The sequence below is a fragment of the Streptomyces sp. NPDC102462 genome (genome assembly GCF_044765425.1).
Taxonomy (GTDB): domain Bacteria; phylum Actinomycetota; class Actinomycetes; order Streptomycetales; family Streptomycetaceae; genus Streptomyces.
Genome location: NZ_JBIWKB010000007.1, coordinates 34,111 through 52,931 on the forward strand (window position 1 = coordinate 34,111; position 18,821 = coordinate 52,931).

The 18,821-nt window shown below is 72.8% G+C and carries 17 protein-coding genes; 14 read left to right on the plus strand and 3 right to left on the minus strand.

Annotation, left to right across the window (positions count from 1 at the left end):
* Positions 1 to 368: 368 nt before the first annotated feature.
* From ACIRFL_RS08405 to ACIRFL_RS08415, 3 genes are all read left to right on the plus strand, one after another.
* A complete protein-coding gene (locus ACIRFL_RS08405) occupies positions 369 to 1,340 on the plus strand; it encodes an aldo/keto reductase (RefSeq protein ID WP_404025389.1) in 972 nt (323 codons plus the stop codon).
* An 80-nt stretch (positions 1,341 to 1,420) separates the two neighbouring features.
* Positions 1,421 to 1,972 carry a TetR/AcrR family transcriptional regulator gene (locus ACIRFL_RS08410; protein WP_404025390.1) on the plus strand — a complete coding sequence of 184 codons (552 nt, stop codon included), beginning with the start codon at positions 1,421 to 1,423 and terminating at the stop codon, positions 1,970 to 1,972.
* A complete protein-coding gene (locus ACIRFL_RS08415) occupies positions 1,969 to 3,537 on the plus strand; it encodes an MFS transporter (RefSeq protein ID WP_404025393.1) in 1,569 nt (522 codons plus the stop codon). The genes ACIRFL_RS08410 and ACIRFL_RS08415 overlap by 4 nt, the downstream gene beginning before the upstream one ends.
* A gap of 107 nt (positions 3,538 to 3,644) precedes the next feature.
* Here the strand turns inward: ACIRFL_RS08415 and ACIRFL_RS08420 are convergent, their stop codons facing one another.
* Positions 3,645 to 4,316 carry a lysophospholipid acyltransferase family protein gene (locus tag ACIRFL_RS08420; RefSeq protein WP_404025394.1) on the minus strand — a complete coding sequence of 224 codons (672 nt, stop codon included), beginning with the start codon at positions 4,314 to 4,316 and terminating at the stop codon, positions 3,645 to 3,647.
* A gap of 436 nt (positions 4,317 to 4,752) precedes the next feature.
* Here ACIRFL_RS08420 and ACIRFL_RS08425 point away from each other — a divergent pair, with 436 nt between their 5' ends.
* The 3 genes from ACIRFL_RS08425 to ACIRFL_RS08435 all read left to right on the plus strand — a co-directional run bounded on the left by ACIRFL_RS08425 (position 4,753) and on the right by ACIRFL_RS08435 (position 7,052).
* Positions 4,753 to 5,928, plus strand: a complete 1,176-nt coding sequence (locus ACIRFL_RS08425; RefSeq protein ID WP_404025396.1) for a glycerophosphodiester phosphodiesterase — start codon at positions 4,753 to 4,755, stop codon at positions 5,926 to 5,928.
* 74 nt (positions 5,929 to 6,002) lie between these two features.
* Positions 6,003 to 6,497: an RNA polymerase sigma factor gene (locus ACIRFL_RS08430; protein ID WP_404025397.1), complete on the plus strand. Its 495-nt coding sequence runs from the start codon at positions 6,003 to 6,005 to the stop codon at positions 6,495 to 6,497.
* A 57-nt stretch (positions 6,498 to 6,554) separates the two neighbouring features.
* Positions 6,555 to 7,052, plus strand: a complete 498-nt coding sequence (locus tag ACIRFL_RS08435; RefSeq protein ID WP_404025400.1) for a GNAT family N-acetyltransferase — start codon at positions 6,555 to 6,557, stop codon at positions 7,050 to 7,052.
* On the opposite strand, the gene ACIRFL_RS08440 is transcribed toward ACIRFL_RS08435, so the two are convergent.
* Both ACIRFL_RS08440 and ACIRFL_RS08445 read right to left on the minus strand, forming a co-directional pair.
* A complete protein-coding gene (locus tag ACIRFL_RS08440; RefSeq protein ID WP_404025403.1) occupies positions 7,042 to 7,488 on the minus strand; it encodes a hypothetical protein in 447 nt (148 codons plus the stop codon). The genes ACIRFL_RS08435 and ACIRFL_RS08440 overlap by 11 nt on opposite strands.
* Entirely contained in the window at positions 7,469 to 7,828 is a 360-nt protein-coding gene (locus ACIRFL_RS08445; RefSeq protein WP_404025405.1) for a hypothetical protein, read from the minus strand. Before ACIRFL_RS08445 ends, ACIRFL_RS08440 begins: the two co-directional genes overlap by 20 nt.
* A gap of 65 nt (positions 7,829 to 7,893) precedes the next feature.
* Here ACIRFL_RS08445 and ACIRFL_RS08450 point away from each other — a divergent pair, with 65 nt between their 5' ends.
* From ACIRFL_RS08450 to cobT, 8 genes are all read left to right on the plus strand, one after another.
* Entirely contained in the window at positions 7,894 to 8,544 is a 651-nt protein-coding gene (locus tag ACIRFL_RS08450) for an HAD family hydrolase (RefSeq protein WP_404025408.1), read from the plus strand.
* 365 nt (positions 8,545 to 8,909) lie between these two features.
* Entirely contained in the window at positions 8,910 to 9,962 is a 1,053-nt protein-coding gene (locus ACIRFL_RS08455; RefSeq protein WP_404025411.1) for a methionine ABC transporter ATP-binding protein, read from the plus strand.
* 20 nt (positions 9,963 to 9,982) lie between these two features.
* Positions 9,983 to 10,693, plus strand: coding sequence for a methionine ABC transporter permease (locus ACIRFL_RS08460; RefSeq protein ID WP_404025739.1), 711 nt, complete (start codon positions 9,983 to 9,985; stop codon positions 10,691 to 10,693).
* Positions 10,694 to 10,767: 74 nt separating this feature from the next.
* The gene (locus ACIRFL_RS08465) at positions 10,768 to 11,604 is read left to right on the plus strand and encodes a MetQ/NlpA family ABC transporter substrate-binding protein (RefSeq protein WP_404025413.1); all 837 of its coding nucleotides are present in this window, start codon (positions 10,768 to 10,770) and stop codon (positions 11,602 to 11,604) included.
* A 21-nt stretch (positions 11,605 to 11,625) separates the two neighbouring features.
* Positions 11,626 to 12,459, plus strand: coding sequence for a MetQ/NlpA family ABC transporter substrate-binding protein (locus ACIRFL_RS08470; protein WP_404025415.1), 834 nt, complete (start codon positions 11,626 to 11,628; stop codon positions 12,457 to 12,459).
* A gap of 143 nt (positions 12,460 to 12,602) precedes the next feature.
* Positions 12,603 to 13,241 carry a GNAT family N-acetyltransferase gene (locus tag ACIRFL_RS08475; RefSeq protein WP_404025417.1) on the plus strand — a complete coding sequence of 213 codons (639 nt, stop codon included), beginning with the start codon at positions 12,603 to 12,605 and terminating at the stop codon, positions 13,239 to 13,241.
* A gap of 123 nt (positions 13,242 to 13,364) precedes the next feature.
* The gene (cbiE, locus tag ACIRFL_RS08480) at positions 13,365 to 14,591 is read left to right on the plus strand and encodes a precorrin-6y C5,15-methyltransferase (decarboxylating) subunit CbiE (RefSeq protein ID WP_404025419.1); all 1,227 of its coding nucleotides are present in this window, start codon (positions 13,365 to 13,367) and stop codon (positions 14,589 to 14,591) included.
* Between the two features lie 381 nt (positions 14,592 to 14,972).
* Positions 14,973 to 18,818, plus strand: coding sequence for a nicotinate-nucleotide--dimethylbenzimidazole phosphoribosyltransferase (cobT, locus tag ACIRFL_RS08485; protein WP_404025421.1), 3,846 nt, complete (start codon positions 14,973 to 14,975; stop codon positions 18,816 to 18,818).
* The last annotated feature ends 3 nt before the right edge of the window (positions 18,819 to 18,821 follow it).

Genomic DNA, 18,821 nt, shown 5'->3' on the forward strand with positions numbered 1-18,821 from the left:
ACCCGCCGACGCACCGTAGCCCGCGACTGGTACGGCGACCGCAGACGTGGCCGCAGTGCGAATGCCCGAGGCGAAGGCGCCCCGTAGGGGGCGCGGGGAACGGCGCGAGCAACCACAACCAACCGGCACTCGCGGACGTGCCGCAGCCCACGGCGGCAGGGCGTTCGCAGAGACGGTCGCACTGCGAGCGGGCGGGAGCAAAGGCGCCCCAAAAGGGGCGCGGGGAACGGCGCGAGCAACCACAACCAACCCGCACCCGCCGACGCCCACCGCAGGCCCCGAGCTGTACGGCGAGTTCGTGAAGGCCGCGAGGCCCCCGCGCCGCAGGTTAACGTTGGTCGGAGTCAGCCGACCGAACGGAGCCCGCGATGCCCTTCGCCCGTCTCGCGACCGCCACCACCCCGACCTGCCACATCGGACTCGGTCTCGCCGCCGTCGGCCGCCCCGGCTACATCAACCTGGGCCGAGAACACGACCTGGGAGAAGACCGCAGCGTCGAGACGCTGCGCACCCGCACCCACGCACTCCTCGACGCCGCCTACGCCCAGGGCGTGCGCTACGTCGACGTGGCCCGCTCCTACGGCCGCTCCGAGGAGTTCCTGGCCGACTGGCTGCGCGCCCGCCCGGACGCCACCGACGTGGTCGTCGGCAGCAAGTGGGGCTACACCTACACCGCCGGCTGGTCCACCGAGGCCGAGCAGCACGAGGTCAAGGACCACAGCCTGCGCACGTACGAGCGTCAGCGCGCCGAGACCGACGGGCTGCTCGGCGACCGGCTCGACCTCTATCAGATCCACTCGGTGACCCCGGACAGCCCCGCCCTCGCCGACAAGGAACTGCACGCGAAACTCGCGGAGGCCGCCGCAGGGGGCCTGACCGTCGGCTTCTCCACCAGCGGCCCGGCCCAGGCGGACGCGGTCCGCGCCGCCCTCGCCGTCACGGTCGACGGCGAACCCCTCTTCCATACCGTGCAGTCGACGTACAACCTCCTGGAGACCTCGGCCGAGCCGGCGCTCGCCGAGGCGTACGACGCCGGGGTCACGGTGATCGTGAAGGAGGGCATGGCCAACGGGCGGCTGTCCGCCGCGCAGGCGCCGAAGGCGCTGCGGGCCGTGGCGGAGGAGACGTCCCTGGGCTGCGACGCGGTCGCCCTCGCAATGATCCTGCGCCGCCCGTGGGCGGGTGTGGTGCTGTCCGGCGCCGCGACCACCGGCCAGCTCGCCTCCAATCTGCATGCCGCGGCCGTCGACCTGGACGAGGAGCAACTGGCCCGGCTCGCGACGCTCGCCGAGGAACCCGCCGCGTACTGGGAGCGGCGCGGGCGGCTCCCCTGGCACTGAGCCACCCCGCCGAGCACGCCCGCTGATACACACATGCCCGCCATGAGACAAGAATGTCTCATACGGTCTATGGTTGTCTCATGGCCCTGGACCGTGACCACGTGCTGCGCAGCGCAGCCGCCCTGCTGACCCGCAAATCCACCGCGACCATGGACGAGGTCGCCAAGGCCGCCGGGATCAGCCGGGCCACCCTGCACCGCCACTTCGCCGGGCGCGACGCGCTCGTGCGGGCGCTGGAAACGCTCGGCATCGAGGAGTGCCTGGCCGCGCTCGACGCGGCCCGTACGGACGAGGGCCCGGCGAGCGAGGCGGTACGGCGGCTGGTGCGGGAGATCGAACCCGCGGCCGGCCTGCTGGCCTTCCTCTACACCGAGAACCAGCTGTTCGAGGGCGACGAGCAGAACGAGGGCTGGGCCCGGATCGACGAGCGCATCGCGACCCTGTTCCGCAGGGGCCAGGCGGCGGGCGAGTTCCGCATCGACCTGACGCCCGCCTGGCTCACCGAGGCGCTGTACGGCCTACTGGCCTCCGCCGCCTGGGCGGTCACGGAGGGCCGCGTCGCACCCAAGGACTTCACCCACATGATCGTCGAGCTGCTGCTCGGCGGCGCCGTACGGAGAGAGGAATCATGAGCGGCACCCTGCGGTCGGCCCCGGCGGCGGAGACGGGTCGGCGCCCGGGACGCTGGCTCGCGCTCGCGGTCCTCGTGCTGGCCGTGCTGCTGGTGGCCGTCGACGCGACCGTCCTCGGCCTCGCGACCCCCTTCATCAGCGAGGACCTGCGGCCCTCCGGCAATCAGCTGCTGTGGATCGGCGACGTGTACTCGTTCGTCATCGCCGGTCTGCTCGTCTCCATGGGCAGCCTCGGCGACCGCATCGGCCGCAAGCGGATCCTGCTGGTCGGCGCCACGACGTTCGGCGCGATCTCCGTGCTCAACGCCTATGCCACCACCCCCGAGCTGATGATCCTGGCGCGGGCGCTCCTCGGGGTCGCGGGCGCGACCCTGATGCCCGCCACGCTGGCCCTGATCCGCAACCTCTTCAACGATCCGCGCGAGCGCAGCCTCGCCGTCGGCATCTGGGGCGCGACGGCCTCCGCCGGTACGGCCGTCGGACCGATAGTGGGCGGTTTCCTGCTGGAGCACTTCTGGTGGGGTTCGGTCTTCCTGATCAACCTGCCGGTGATGGCGGTGCTCGTGCTCGTCGGCGCCCGGACCCTGCCCGAGTCCCGCAACCCGCACCCGGGCCCGTGGGACCTCGTCAGCGTCGTCCTGTCGCTGGTCGGCATGATCGGCGTCGTCTACGCGATCAAGGAGGCCGCCTCGCACGGCTTCGCCCCGGCCGCCCTCGGCATCGGCGTGCTGGGCGCGGCGGCGCTGTACGGCTTCGTGCGCCGCCAGTTCACCCTGCCGGTCCCGCTGCTGGACATGCGGCTGTTTCGGCGGCGCGGGTTCAGCGGCGCGGTCCTCGCCGACCTGCTGACCGTGCTCGGCATGTCCGGCCTGGTGTTCTTCCTCTCGCAGTACCTGCAACTCGTCCAGGGCATGCGTCCCTTCGAGGCGGGCCTTGCCGAACTGCCCGCCGCGGTCGGCGCGGTGGCGGCCGGTCTGCTCGCGGGCCGCGCGGCCCGCCGCTTCTCGGTGCGGGCCGTGGTCTCCGGTGGCCTCGCCGCGGTGGGGCTGGCGCTGGCCGCGCTGACGATGCTGAGCCGGACGACGGGGTATCCGCTGCTCGGTGCCGCGCTGCTGGTCGTCGGCGTGGGCGCGGGCTTCTCCTTCACGGTGACCGCCGACGTGATCCTCTCCAGCGTGCCCAAGGAGCGGGCGGGCTCCGCCTCCGCGGTCTCCGAAACGGCGTACGAACTGGGGGCCGCCCTGGGTATCGCCCTGCTGGGCTCGATCGTGACGGGCGCCTACCGCGGTTTCACGGGCCCGGCGGGCACCCCGGCCGCGGCCCATGAGTCACTGGGCGGCGCGGTGGAGTCGGCGGCGACCCTGCCGGCCCCCACCGCGGACGCCCTGCTGAACGCGGCCCGCGACTCCTTCGTCCACGGCCTCCACCTGGCCTCCGCAGCAGGAGCAGCAGTCCTACTCACCACAGCAACAACAGCCTGGTACCTCCTCAAACACCAGACCCTGGAAGATTTCTCCAGCTCAGAAAGCAGCACCCAACAGACTCCGTCAGGGCAGCAAACCTAGGGGCGCGAGGAACCGCGCACCTAGCTACAACCCACCCGCACCAGCACAACGCCAGATCCCGGCACACCGCGCGGCAGCGCACCCGCACCGACACAACCGCCAACCCGTCAGGCGACCTTCGCCTTGGTGGCGTACATGTCCACATACTCCTGCCCCGACAACCGCATCACCTCGGCCATCACGGAATCCGTCACGGCCCGCAGCACATAGCGGTCCCGGTCCATCCCCTCGTACCGGGAGAACTCCATCGCCTCACCGAAGCGCACGGTCACCCGGCCAGGACGCGGAATGCCCCGCCCACCCGGCTGCAACTTGTCCGTGCCGATCATGGCGAACGGCACCACCGGCGCGCCCGTCATCAGCGTGAGGCGGGCGATGCCGGTGCGGCCGCGGTAGAGCCGCCCGTCGGGCGACCGCGTGCCCTCGGGGTAGATGCCGAAGACCTTCCCCTCCTCCAGGATCCGCCGTCCGGTCATCAGCGCGGCCACGCCCCCGCTCGCCCCGTCCCGGTCCACCGGGATCATGCCGACGCCGGTGAAGAACCAGGCCATCAGGCGGCCCTTGAAGCCCTTGCCGGTGACGTACTCGTCCTTGCCGATGAAGAACACCTGCCGCTTGCACACCAGCGGCAGCACGATCGAGTCGATGAACGTGAGGTGGTTGCCCGCCATGATGACCGGACCGTCTCCCGGGATGTGCTCCGCGCCCTCCACCCGTGGGCGGAACATCAGGCGCATGATCGGTCCGAGCACTGCCTTGATGAGCGCGAAGCGGGACAACGGGTCCTCCGATGTCGAGGGGCGGTATGAGTCTGTGCAGGTGAGGACGATACTCGCGGCCAGGGGGGATACGCACACCGGGTGCGTCCGGTTCACCGATGTCTTACTCACTATTGACGTGGGTTTACCTGCGGTGGCGTGCCGGGGCCGCCGTGCGACACGGGCGCGACGGTGTGACGGACATCGCCCGGACACCCGCCGGCCGCCCGCCCGTCCCGCGCGCGCCGCCCCGGACCCGCCGTCACCCCGTGCTTCGCGCGCGACATCTGACATCACCCCCGTGTTGGGTCCCGAGTCTCCCGTCCGTCATGTCCACGCCCCTACGATCGGCCCGCATCGACGTAGACGGACGACGACACAGAAGACACAAGAGGAGACCGGCCGGGGCGCCCGGAGGGGGCGCCGGGCACGGCGGCCGGATGGCAGGAAGGCCCTCATGGACAGGCACGAGTCGAACGAGCAGACGCAGGGAACCGGACGGCGGGCGCTCCTCGGCGCCGCGGTGCTCGGCGCGGGCGGAGCGGTCCTCGGACTGCCCGGCGCCGCACGGGCTGCGGAGTCCCGGTCGAAGGGGCAGGGCGGCGGCGGTCTGAAGAGCCTGCCCGTGCCGACGATCATCGGCCACCGGGGCGCCAGCGGCTACCGCCCCGAGCACACCTTCGGCTCCTACCAGCTGGCTCTCGACATGGGCGCCGACATCGTCGAGGCCGGTGACCTGGTGCCGACCAGGGACGGCCACCTGGTGTGCCGGCACGAGCCGGAGATCGGCGGCACCACCGATGTCGCGGACCACCCCGAGTTCGCGTCCCGCAGGACGACCAAGGTCCTCGACGGCGTCTCCACGACCGGCTGGTTCACCGAGGACTTCACGCTCGCCGAGCTGAAGACCCTGCGTGCCGTCGAGCGCATCCCGGCCAACCGCCCGCACAACAACCTCTACAACGGACGCTGGGAGATCCCCACGTTCGAAGAGGTCCTGAAGTGGCAGGACGAGCAGACCCGCAAGCGCGGCAAGCAGGTCTGGATCTACCCGGAGACCAAGCACCCCACGTACTTCCGCAAGCTCGGCCTGGGCCTGGAGGAGCGGGTCGCCAAGCTGCTGCGCAAGTACGGCAAGGACAAGCGGAACTCGCCGGTCATCCTGCAGTCCTTCGAGCCGGGCAGCATCCAGCGGCTGAACACGCTGGTCGACAACCCGCTGGTCGTCCTGCTCTCCTCGGCCGGCACCCGCCCCTGGGACTTCGTCGAGGCGGGCGACCCGCGCACCGTGGCCGACCTCATCACGCCCAAGGGCCTGCGGGAGATCGCCGGTTACGCGCAGGGCATCGGGCCCACCCTCGACCTCGTCATCACGAAAAAGGCCGACGGCAGCCTGGACGCGCCGACCACGCTCGTCGCGGACGCGCACAAGGTGGGCCTGATCCTGCACCCCTACACCATGCGCAACGAGAACCCCTTCCTGCCGAAGGAGTTCCGCAAGGGCACCGACGCGGACGCCTACGGGGACGCCTTCGGCGCGTTCCGGGCGTACTTCGCGACCGGCATCGACGGCGTGTTCACCGACAACACGGACACCGGTCTGCTCGCCCGTGAGGACTTCGTCAACGGCTGAGTGCCCCACGCCCGTTCGGGTTGAGACATGGCCGCCCCGGCAACCCGCGCCGGGGCGGCCACGTCGTTCGGCATATGACGCACGACCTTGTTGCCGCCCTGCGCCCGCTGCTCACCGCCGAGGCGGGCGCCGAGGCGCATGCCGCGGGGGCCGAACCGGCCGATCTGGAGCAGGCGGTCTGGCTGCGCCTCCTGGAGCGCCTGGCCACGGCGGGCCCGCCGGCCGACCCGGAGGGCTGGCTGCGCCGTGCGGTGCGCGCCGAGGCCCGGCGCAGCCGGCGCCGGGCCCGCACCGAGCGGCCGTACGAGACCGAGCCCGCCGACGACGGGGGCCGCGGGCCCGAACAGGCCGTGCTGGCCGCGGCGCGGCAGCGGGCGCTGCGTGAGGCGGTGCGCCGGCTGCCGGGCCGCTGTCCGCGGCTGCTGGAGGCGCTGTTGTCCCCGAGGGACCTCACCTATCGGGAAATCGCGGGGGAGTTGGGTATCTCACAGGGCAGTCTCGGGCCGGAACGCTCCAAATGTCTGGGATGTCTACGGCGATTGCTGGCGGCGGAGGTTGCGGCCGGCTGAGCGCGGGGATAGGAGTGAGGAACCACAGGCGATCAGGTGAGCGGGAGGCATGCGCACATGGGCATGAGCGTGACCATCTCGGCGGCGACCGAACAGGATGCGGAGCAGATCTTCAGGCTTCAGTACCTGTGCTTCCAGAGCGAGGCGGCGCTGTACGGCAACTACCGCATCGATCCGCTCGTCCAGAGCCTCGACTCGGTCCGCGCGGAGGTCGCGGCCGACTGCGTCTTCGTCGCCCGGCTCGGCGACGAGGTGGTCGGCTCCGTCCGCGGCACGGTCACCGAGGACGGCGCGGCATCCATCGGCAAACTCTGCGTCCACCCGCGGCTGCAGGGGCACGGCATCGGCGCCCGGCTGCTGCGCGCCGCCGAGGCCGCGCTCGCCGAGGAGCGCGGCGCCACCACCTTCCGGCTGCGCACCGGCCGCCGCAGCGAGGGCAACCTGCGGCTGTACCGCCGGGTCGGCTACCAGACGGTGGGCACCTTGGAGGGCGAGGACGGCGTCCCCATGATCGTCCTGGAGAAGGCGGCCGGGACGTACGCGGCTACGGCGTGACGCCGGCCCGGCCCCGGCGCAGCCAGTACAGCGCCGTCACGGGCAGCAGCACGGGGATGAAGACGTACCCCATGCCGTAGTCGGACCAGACCGTCGAGTCCGGGAAGGCGGACGGTTCGACCAGCGTCCAGGTCCCGACGACGAGGACACCCGCGAGTTCGGCGGCGCAGCACACCAGCGCCGCCCTGCGGGCCCGTTCGCCGCCGCGCACCAGCGAGTACGTGATGAACCCGTAGACGACGCCGGCCACCGCCGACAGCGAGTAGGCGAGCGGCGCCCGGTCGAACTCGGTCGCGATCTGGTAGACGGACCGCGACACGGCCCCGACGACCATCACGCCGTAGAGCCAGACGAGCAGCATCCCGGGACCGCCGATCAGCCGGGTCCGCGGCGGCCCGCCCTCCGTGGTGGTCACCTCACCCTCCCCAGATGTCATAGAGCCGCACCTCCAGGACGGCGAGGACGACGCCGCCCGCGGCGACCGTCACCGAGCCCCACCGGGTGCGCTCGGCCAGCGACATGAAGCCCGCCGCCGGAATGCACGCGAACGCGCCCAGCAGATAGGCCACGAAGATCGTCTTCCCCTGTTCCGGGTCCTCGCCCCGGGCCAGCCGCACGATGCCGACCGCCAACTGCACGACGGCCAGCAGCGACACCACGGCCATCCCGATGAAGTGCCAGTCCTTGGTGGGCTGGTCACGACGGGCCGCCCAGCCGCACCAGGCGGCGAGCAGCAGCGCGGCGACCCCGGTCACCAGCGTCAGGGGATTGAGCATGCGGTGACCCTATTACGCCCGGGGTGCCCGGCCGCGTCCGGGCCCGGCGCCGTAGGGTCGAGGCCATGACGATCCGTGCACAAGCCCTCCTGTTCGACAACGACGGCACCCTCGTCTCCTCGCTCGAATCCGTCCGGCGCTGCTGGACGCGCTGGGCGCGGGAGTACGGGCTGACGGAGGCGGAGTTCGGGCGGGTGGAACTGCACGGGCGGACCGCCGCGGAGATCGTCGCCGATCTGCTGCCCGCCGAGACGGTGCCCGCGGCCGTCGCCCGCATCGAGCAGCTGGAAGTCGAGGACGTGACCGGGGGAGGGGTACGACTGCTGCCCGGGACCCGCGACTTCCTCGACTCGCTGCCGGCCGACCGGTGGGCGGTGGTGACCTCCGCCACCCGGCGGCTCGCCGAGGCCCGGCTCGACGCCGTCGGCATCCGGCCCAAGACGCTGATGACCGCCGACGACGTCACGCGCGGCAAGCCCGACCCCGAGCCCTATCTGCTCGCCGCCCGGCGCCTGGGCGTCGACCCGGCCCGCTGCGTCGTCTTCGAGGACGCGCCGGCGGGGCTGCGGGCGGGCCGCGCCGCCGGCACGGCCACCGTGGCGTTGGCCACAACCCATCCGGCGCACGAGCTGGTCGCCGACCTGGTGGTCAAGGACCTCTCGGCCCTGTCGGCGCTGGTCACCGACGGGGGAGTGGAGATCTCCGTCCGCGGCTGAACCCTGTCCGTCGCTGTCCAGCATGCGGACAGCGACGGTCTGTCAGCACCGTACGTCTGGTTTACTGACCGCATGACCACGACGAGCAGCCGCGCCCTTGCGACCGAGGCGACCATGACGCCCGGTGCTCGTTGTATGTGTCGAATGTGCGCCTGCTAGAGGGCCCCCGCACCGCCTGAGTCCCGCGCCCCGAAGCGAGACGTCGCGGCATGTCCGTGCGCCGCCGCGCGACCCACGCGACCGACGCCGGCCCCGCATCCCGTTCCTCCCGGTCACCACGCCACCGCGAGAACCGTGCCGCGCCCCGCCCGAACGCATCCGCCGGGCACACCCGCGCCCACCCCCCGACAGTGACGGAAACCCACGTGATCACCACATCGGGCCTGACCAAGGTCTACCGCACCCGCGGCCGCGAGGTCACCGCCCTCGACGGCGTCGATCTCCACGTCCGCGAGGGCGAGGTGTACGGCGTCATCGGCCAGTCCGGCGCCGGCAAGTCCTCGCTCATCCGCTGCGTCAACCTGCTGGAGCGTCCGACATCCGGAACGGTCACCGTCGCCGGACAGGACCTCACCGCCCTGGCGGGGCGCGGCTCCCGCGCCGGCAAGGAACTGCGCCGGGCACGCAGCCGGATCGGCATGGTCTTCCAGCACTTCAACCTGCTGTCCTCACGAACCGTCAAGGACAACGTCGAGCTGCCGCTGGAAATCCTCGGCATGTCAGGGAAAGAACGTTCCCGCAAGGCGCTCGGACTGCTCGACCTGGTCGGCCTCGCCGACAAGGCCGGGGCCTACCCCGCCCAGCTCTCCGGTGGCCAGAAGCAGCGCGTCGGCATCGCCCGCGCCCTGGCCGGCGACCCCAAGGTGCTGCTGTCCGACGAGGCCACCAGCGCCCTCGACCCGGAGACCACGCGCTCGATCCTGCACCTGCTGCGCGACCTGAACCAGCAGCTCGGCCTCACCGTCCTGCTCATCACCCACGAGATGGACGTCGTCAAGTCGATCTGCGACTCGGCCGCCCTCATGGACCGGGGCCGCATCGTCGAGTCCGGCACGGTCAGCGAGATCCTGGCGACGCCGGGCTCCGAACTGGCCGCCGCGCTCTTCCCGGTGGGTGGGGAGGCATCCGGCAGCGACCGCACCGTGCTCGACGTCACCTTCCACGGCGAGGCCGCCACCCAGCCCGTCGTCTCCCAGCTGTCGCGCACCTACAACATCGACATCTCGATCCTCGGCGCCGCCATCGACACCGTCGGCGGCCTCCAGATCGGCCGGATGCGCATCGAACTGCCCGGCCGCTACGAGGACAACGTCGTACCGATCGGCTTCCTGCGCGAACAGGGCCTGCAGATCGACGTCGTCGGCCGGCCCGCCGGCCCCGCCGAAGAGTCCGCGCTGGTGAAGGACGGTGCCAAGTGACCTGGTCTGATTGGTCTGCGATGCAGCCCCTGCTGTCCCAGGCGTGTTGGGACACCCTCTACATGGTCGGCTGGTCCACGCTCATCGCCGTCGTCGGCGGGCTTCCGCTCGGCGTGCTGCTCGTCCTCACCGACCGCGGCGGACTGCTGCAGAACGTCGTCGCCAACAAGGTGATCGGGCAGATCGTGAACATCGCACGCTCCATGCCCTTCATCATCCTGATGGTCGCGCTGATGGGCTTCACCCGCTGGATCACCGGCACGACCATCGGCCGCGAGGCCGCCATCGTGCCGCTGGCCATCGGCGCGATCCCGTTCTTCGCCCGCCTCGTCGAGACGGCCGTCCGCGAAGTGGACGGCGGACTGGTCGAGGCCGTGCAGTCGATGGGCGGCAACACCTGGACCGTCGTGCGCAAGGTCCTCGTGCCCGAGTCCCTGCCCTCGCTCATCTCCAGCACCACCACCACGATCGTCGCCCTCATCGGCTACTCCGCCATGGCCGGCACGGTCGGCGCCGGCGGCCTCGGCGACATCGCCATCCGCTACGGCTACCAGCGCTTCGAGACCGAGCTGATGTGGATCACGGTCGGCGTCCTCGCCGTCGTCATCTCGGTCATCCAGTTCGCCGGCGACTACGCGGCCCGCGCCCTGCACCGGCGCGCCGGCCGGTCCGGGCCGGCCCCCAGGCTGCGGCTGCTCAAGGCGTCCACGCCCACCGGCAAGGCCGCCTGACCGCACCCCGCATCCCCAGAACTCCCGCACCACCGACCGCGGGACCGCTCCGCCCTTAAGGAAAGGCACTTTTCGTGCGTAACACCGCCAAGACCACCGCCGCCGTCCTCGCCGCCGCAGCCCTCACCCTCGGGCTCACCGCCTGCGGCTCCGACAAGGACGACTCCACGTCCTCCGCCGACACCGGCAAGCCGCTGATCGTCGCCGCGAGCCCGACCCCGCACGCCGAGATCCTGAACTTCGTCAAGGACAACCTGGCGAAGAAGGCCGGACTCGACCTGGAGGTCAAGGAGTTCCAGGACTACATCGTCCCGAACACCGCGACCGAGGACGGCTCGGTGGACGCCAACTACTTCCAGAACCAGCCCTACCTCGACGACTTCAACAAGAAGCGCGGCACCCACATCGTGCCCGTCGTCACGGTGCACCTGGAACCGCTCGGCCTCTACTCCCACAAGGTCAAGAGCGCCGACGCCCTCAAGAGCGGTGCGACCGTCGCCGTCCCGAACGACGCCGTCAACGAGGCCCGCGCCCTGAAGCTGCTCGCCGCCAACAAGCTCATCACCCTCAAGGACGGCACCGGCAGCGAGGCCACCCCGCAGGACATCGCCGACAACCCCAAGAACCTCAAGTTCAAGGAGGTCGAGGCGGCCCAGACCCCGCGCTCCCTGGACGACGTGGACGCCGCGGTCATCAACGGCAACTACGCCATCTCCGCCGGCCTCAAGCCCGCCGGGGACGCCCTCGTCCTGGAGTCCGCGACGAACAGCCCGTACGGCAACTTCCTCGCCGTCAAGGAGGGCAACGAGAAGGACCCGCGGGTGCTGAAGCTCGCCAAGCTCCTCACCTCGCCCGAGGTCAAGAAGTTCATCGAGGACAAGTACCAGGGCTCCGTCATCCCGTCCTTCTGAGCCGGACCGGGAAGCGAACCGATGCGCACGTCCACCCTCGCCGCGGCGGCCACCGCCGCGGCCCTCGGCCTCGCCCTGACCGCCTGTGGTTCGGGCTCCGGCTCCGCCGCGGGCGGCGGCCACGGCGACACCCTCGTCGTCGGCGCCACCGCCGTCCCGGCCGGCGAGGTCCTGACGTACATCAAGGACCACCTCGCCGCCGACGCCGGCCTCAAGCTGGAGATCAAGGAGTTCACGGACTACGTCCTGCCGAACACCGCGCTCCAGGAGGGCTCGCTCGACGCGAACCTGTACCAGAACCAGCCCTACCTCGACGACTTCAACGCGTCCAAGGGCACCGACCTGGTGCCGGTCGTGCGGGCCTATCTGCCGCCCATGGGCGTCTACTCGAAGAAGACCGACGACGTCACCGAGCTCGCCGACGGAGCCACCGTCGCCGTGCCCAACGACACCACCAACGAGGGGCGCGCCCTCAAACTCCTCGCCGCCAAGGGTGTCATCACGCTCAAGGAGGGAGCGGGCACCGACGCGTCCCCGCAGGACGTCACGGCCAACCCGAAACACCTCCGGTTCAGGGAACTGGAGGCCGCTCAACTGCCGCGCTCCCTCGACGACGTCGCCGCGGCCGTCATCAACAACAACTACGCCCAGGACGCGGGCCTCAGCCCCACCAGGGACGCCATCCTCCTGGAGTCGGCCCGGGACAACCCCTACGCCAACATCCTCGCCGTCAAACGCGGCAACGAGGACGACCCCCGGGTGCGCAAGCTGGCGGGGCTCCTCGTCTCCTCGGACGTGAAGAAGTTCATTGAGGACAAGTACCAGGGCTCGGTGCTGCCGGCCGGCTCCGGCTGAGGGCGCGTACACGGCGTTTCGCCCCGCACGGGGTCCGCACCCGCACCGGGTGCGGACCCCGTGGTGCGACGCGCTGCCCGCATGCTGCATGCTGGGCAGTTCAGCAGGCCCTGAGGGCTCGTCCCAAGGTTACGGAGCGGCGCATGACTGGCACCTTCCCCACCATCTCCATCAGCACGGAGCGGTTGGTGCTGCGGCCCCTCGACGAGGACGACGTGCCCGCCCTTGCCGAGATGATGAACGACGAGCAGGTCGTGGCCTGGACGGACGTCCCGCAGCCGTTCACCGAGGACAGCGCCCGCACCTGGATCACCGAGTACGCGCCCACCGAGCGGGCCGCCGGCCGCGGCCTCGACTTCGCGGTCACCGAGTTCCTCACCCAGCGCCTGGTCGGCGTCATCCAGCTGACCAGGACCGACTGGCGCATCCGGGCCACCGAACTGTCGTACATCATCGCCCCCTGGGCGCGCGGCGAGGGCTATGCCGCCGAGGCCGCGCTGGCCACCGCCCAATGGCTCTTCCGCGACCAGGAGTTCGAGCGGATCGAGCTGCGCACCGCGGCCGGCAACACCGCCTCCCAGCAGGTCGCCCAGAAGATCGGCTGCATCAGCGAGGGCGTGCTGCGCAACGCCTGCATAGCCCGGGTCCGCGCCGAGGACGGCGGCTGGTCCGATCTGCGCACCGACTTCATCGTGTGGAGCCTCCTCCCGGAGGACCTGGAGGGCACGGGCGAGCAACTGGCCGACACCGGCGGTTTCACGTCGTACTCCGACTGGAACTGACCCGCACGGGACCACGGCCCGCGCCCCCTCGCGCGCCCGACGGCGCCACCGGGTACTCTCACCAAGCCCCCGTACGGGCGCCCGCTCCCTGACGACCTGCGAAGACTCTGGAGACTGACGACGATGGCCGACCGGGTCACGGTGATCGGCTGGGACGGCTCGCCGCTGACCGCGGCGGCGCGCTCCGCGCTGGGCGCCGCCACCCTCGTCGCGGGCGCGGCCCACCACCTGGCCCTGCCCGAGGTGCCGCCCACCGCCGAACGCATCCGTCTCGGCAGCGTCGCCCTGGCCGCCCGGCGCATCGCCGCGCACCGCGGCAGCGCGGTCGTGCTCGCCGACGGCGACCCCGGCTTCTTCGGAGTCGTACGGACCCTGCGCGCCCCCGAGTTCGGCCTTGAGGTCGAGGTCGTCCCGGCCGTCTCCGCGGTGGCCGCGGCCTTCGCACGCGCCGGCATGCCCTGGGACGACGCCCAGGTGGTCGTCGCACACCGGCGCACCCTGCGCCGCGCGGTGAACGTATGCCGCGCCCACACCAAGGTCGCCGTGCTCACCTCACCCGGCGCGGGCCCCGCCGAACTCGGCCTGCTGCTCGACGGAGTGCACCGCACCTTCGTCATCTGCGAGGAACTGGGCACCGAACGCGAGCGGGTCACCGTCGTCACCTCCGACAAGGCCGCCGACCACGCCTGGCGCGACCCCAACCTCGTGATCGTCATCGGCGGCCCGGCCGGACCGGCCGGCGCCGCGGACAGCGGCGGCTGGATCGCCGGCCGCGACCCGGGCCAGGGCCCGCGCGGCTGGGTCCAGCCCGACGAGGCGTACGGCGGCGGACTCGGCGAGGGCGAGACCGATCTGCTCCGGGCCGCCCAACTGGCCCGTCTGGGACCGCGCGTCGGCGACCTGGTGTGGGACATCGGCTGTGCCGGCGGGGCGTTCGCCACCGAGGCCGCGCGGGCCGGCGCCGCCGTCATCGCCGTCGACCGGGACCTCGGGGCGTGCGCCCGCACCGAGAACGCCGCCCGCGCCTTCGGGGTCCAGCTCCAGATCGTGCACGGCACGGCCCCGCACGTCCTGGAGAACCTTCCCGAACCGGACGTCGTACGGGTCGGCGGCGGCGGAGCCGCCGTGGTCTCGGCGGTGGCCGACCGCCGCCCGCAGCGCATCGTCACACACGCCGCGACCCGGGACGCCGCCGAACTCGTCGGCCGCGACCTGACCGAACACGGATACCGGGTCGGGTGCGCCCTCCTGCAGTCCGTCGAACTCGACACCAGGGCCTGGACGGAGACGGAACGGAGCGTCGTGTTCCTGCTCACCGGGGAGCTTCCGGCGCGCGAAACGCCGCGCTGAGAGACGGCCCGCGACCCCTGCCGGTCGCGCCCCGTGATCCTGTTGTCGTACTGCGCGCGGTAGGCTGGCCGATCGTTGTACCGCACCGGGCGGCCCGGATATTCGTTCGTCAATGTCCGGAAAACACGCCCCTTTTGGGGCGGGTGTGGTACGGCAGAACCGGAGGACGCGCAACGTGGCGCAGTCCACAGCGGGCTGTCGCGGATCACGCTGTCGCGACGGCGGAACGGCCGGGACAATGCCACCGAATGGCTTTGTCGCCTTTTCCGGGCGGTCGTTCGTGCCGCTGGGCACGCACGCTCGTTCTTCACTGCGGGCGGTCGGTGCGCCGCTCCGGGCGAGCTGGTCGTAGGAGCACTAACCGATGGGCGAGGGGTACGCATGACGGACACCGGCCAGGTCCCGGGCGAGGGGCTGCCGGAGAGCGCAGGCATGGTGGAGCAGCCGGGCGTCCCCGCGCACGGCGCGTACCACTACCTCTCCGACGCCCCCGCCGAAGACGAGGAGCTGCTGCTGCCGGGCGCCCAGGGCGCCTGGGGCAACGAGGTGCCCCCGCCCGCCCCGGAGCCCGTCGTCGAGGCCGTCCACGAACCCGGCCCGCACGAGACGGCCGGCCGGGACAGCGGCTCCGTCGACCTCAGCGGCGTCCGGCCGCCCGAACCCGCCCCCGTGTCCGCCGCCGCGTCCCCCATCCTGTCGGCCCCGCACGACCAGGCCGCGACCGCGGCCCCGCGCCGGCCGCTGCACCTCGGCCCGCCGATCCCGGACGCCTCAGCCAGCCCGGTCCGCTCCCTGGCCGACCGCGGTCCCGCGGGCGCCCCGGTGCGGCACCCGGGGCCGCCCACGACCGGCCCCGAATACCTCGACGTCCAGCCGCTGCGCGACCTGGCCCCGCAGAGCGCGGCGCCGTGGGGCGCGCCCCAGATGCCGGTGCCCCAGGCGGTCGGCCTGCCCGCGACCGCGGAAGCGGTTGCTCCGGCCGGACCCGGCCTCGTCGGCGCCGCGCAGAGCGTCGTGCCCCGGCTCGCCCCGGGCGCGGTCGTGGCGGACGGCACCGACCTGACGGACCACGCGGCCCGGGCGGCGGCTCCGGCGACGGCGCAGGAGCCGGTGATCGCGCAGGAGCCGGAGACCGGGCAGGAGCCGCACGGAGCGGCGGACACGCACCCCGGGCACGGCCACGACGGGGCGTACGCGGTGGCCGGCACTCCGGCCGTCGAAGCCCCCCACGGCACGGCGGCGCCGGGCGGCCCCGAGAGCGGATACGACCCGGAGGACGGCCCGGTGCCGGACCCTGCGCCGACCGGCACGGCCGCCACCGGTGCGGACGGGACGCTCGGTGCGCAGACCGCCCTCACGGCGCCGGACGCGCCGCTCGCCGAGGGAACGCCGACCGCCGAGGGCGCCCTGGGAGCGCAGGCCGGGCCCGAGGACGGCGTGCAGGCCGCGTCCCCCGAGGCGCCGCTCGCCCCGCAGGCCGGGTTCGCGCCCGAGGGCGCCCCGCACAGCGACCCGGCCCAGCCGGTCGCGCACCTCCCCGGGCCCGACGGGCTCCAGCAGGCGGTCCCCGCCGGTTCCCAAGGAGCCGTCCCCGTGCCGCCGGCCGAGCCCGCGCCGTCCGTGGCAGGCCCGGTGCCGGCGGCATCCACCGGCGACGGCACCCCGACGCCCGTGGCCGGCACCCCGGCACCCGCCGCCCCGCAGTACGCCGAGCCGGACCCCGCCGTACCGGTCGAGGGAGCACACCTCGCCCCGGAGGATTCGGTGGCCGACGACGGGTCCGTGCCCGCCGCCGCGGCGGCCGAGGCCGCCGGGCCGCAGTTCGCCCCGCACCGTCCCGAAACCGCCGAGCCGCAGAACGGGCCCGGCGCCAAGGCCGGGCCGGGCGCTGTGGCCCTGTCCGACGCCCAGGCCGCGCCCGGCACCGAACCTGCGCCCGCGCCCGCCGAGGCCGTCCGGCCGGAGGAACCACCCACGGCGGAGGCGCCGGCCCTAACCCCGGGCAACGACACATCCGGCCCCGTGGGTCCCGGCATCGACGCGTCCGACGGCGCTGCCCCCACCGAAGGCATTCCCGCCGATGGCACGCCTGCCGAGGGCACTCCCGTCGAAGGGGCTCCCGGTGACGACGCTCCCGGCGCCGTCACGCCCGCGGGCGACGCCCCCGGCGAGCAGACCCCCCTGCCCGGCACCGTCGTGGCCGTCCCGGACGGCGACCAGTCCCTGGGACACTTCGTGCCGGTCGACGGCACGGTGCCCACGACCCCGCACCTCGCCCCCACCCCGCCCCAGCCCCTCGTCCTGCCCGCACAGGACCAGGGCGAGCCGCAGCCCGCCCCGGCGGCCCCCCAGCAGCCCGTCGCCACGGTCCCAGGGCCCCGGGAGGCCGAACCCGCGCAGGACGCCCCCGACGTCGTCCAGCAGGCTGAGGACCTGCAGACCAGGGCCGCCGACCAGGAGGACGCCACGGGCGAGGAGACACGGCGGCCCGCAGGACCGGCCGCGCCCGGCTACGAGGACGCCGAACGCGAGGCCGTGCTCAAGGTGATGCGCGAGCGGCGCGACATCCGCAACGGCTTCCGCAGCGACCCCATCCCGCACGAGGTGCTGCTGCGGGTCCTGGAGGCCGCCCACACCGCGCCCTCCGTCGGCCACTCACAGCCCTGGGACTTCGTCGTCATCCGGTCCCCCGAGACCCGCCGCACCATGCACGAACTGGCCATGCGCCAGCGCGACGCCTACGCCAAGTCGCTGCCCAAGGGCCGGGCGAAGCAGTTCAAGGAACTGAAGATCGAGGCCATCCTCGACACCCCGGTGAACATCGTCGTCACCGCCGACCCGACCCGCGGCGGCCGGCACACCCTCGGCCGGCACACCCAGCCGCAGATGGCGCCGTACTCCTCCGCGCTCGCCGTGGAGAACCTGTGGCTCGCCGCACGGGCCGAGGGGCTGGGCGTCGGCTGGGTCAGCTTCTTCGACGAGCGGGAGATGGTCCGCGCCCTCGGCCTGCCCGAGCACCTGGAGGTCGTCGCCTACCTGTGCGTGGGCTACGTCGACGAGTTCCCGGACGAGCCCGAACTGGCGCAGGCCGGCTGGTCCAAGCGCCGCCCGCTGTCCTGGGTCGTGCACGAGGAGACCTACGGCCGTCGCGCGCTGCCCGGCGAGGACCCGCACGACCTGCTCGCCGAGACCGTCGCCGGCATCCGCCCGCTGGACGCCAAGGCGCTCGGCGAGGCATGGGAGCGGCAGAAGCGCATGACCAAGCCCGCGGGCGCGCTCGGCATGCTGGAGATCATCTCGGCCCAGCTGTCCGGCCTGTCCCGGCAGTGCCCCCCGCCGATCCCGGAACCCGCCGCCGTCGCGGTCTTCGCCGGTGACCACGGCGTGCACGCCCAGGGCGTCACCCCGTGGCCGCAGGAGGTCACCGCTCAGATGGTGGCCAACTTCCTCGGCGGGGGAGCGGTCTGCAACGCGTTCGCGGGCCAGGTGGGCGCCGAGGTCTGCGTGGTCGACGTGGGCGTCGCCACCGACCTGCCGGCCACCCCCGGTCTGCTGCCCCGCAAGGTACGGGCCGGGACGTCCGACATGACCACCGGCCCGGCGATGAGCCGCGAGGAGGTCAAGCAGGCCATCGAGGTCGGCATCGAAACCGCCCGCGACCTGGTCGCGGCGGGCAACAAGGCGCTGCTCACCGGCGAGATGGGCATCGCCAACACCACGGCGTCCGCCGCCCTGATCGCCGTCTTCACCGGCGCCGACCCCGCCGAGGTGACCGGCCGCGGCACCGGCATCAACGACGAGACGCTGGCCCGCAAGACCGAGGTCGTCCGGCGCGCCCTGGAACTGCACCAGCCGGACCCGGCCGACCCGATCGGGGTGCTCGCCGCGGTCGGCGGTCTGGAGCACGCCGCCATGGTCGGCCTGCTCCTCGGCGGCGCCTCGCTGCGTACGCCGGTGATCCTGGACGGGGTCAGCGCGGGCGCCGCCGCCCTGGTGGCCCGCGCCATCGCCCCGGAGGTGCTTGCGGCCTGCATCGCGGGCCACCGCAGCGCCGAGCCCGGCCATGTGGCCGCCCTGAACAAGCTGGGCCTGCGCCCCCTGGTCGACCTCGATCTGCGGCTCGGCGAGGGCACGGGTGCGCTGCTCGCCCTGCCGCTGGTGCAGAGCACGGCACGGGCGATGCACGAGGTGGCGACGTTCGACTCGGCCGGAGTGACCGAGAAGTAGGCG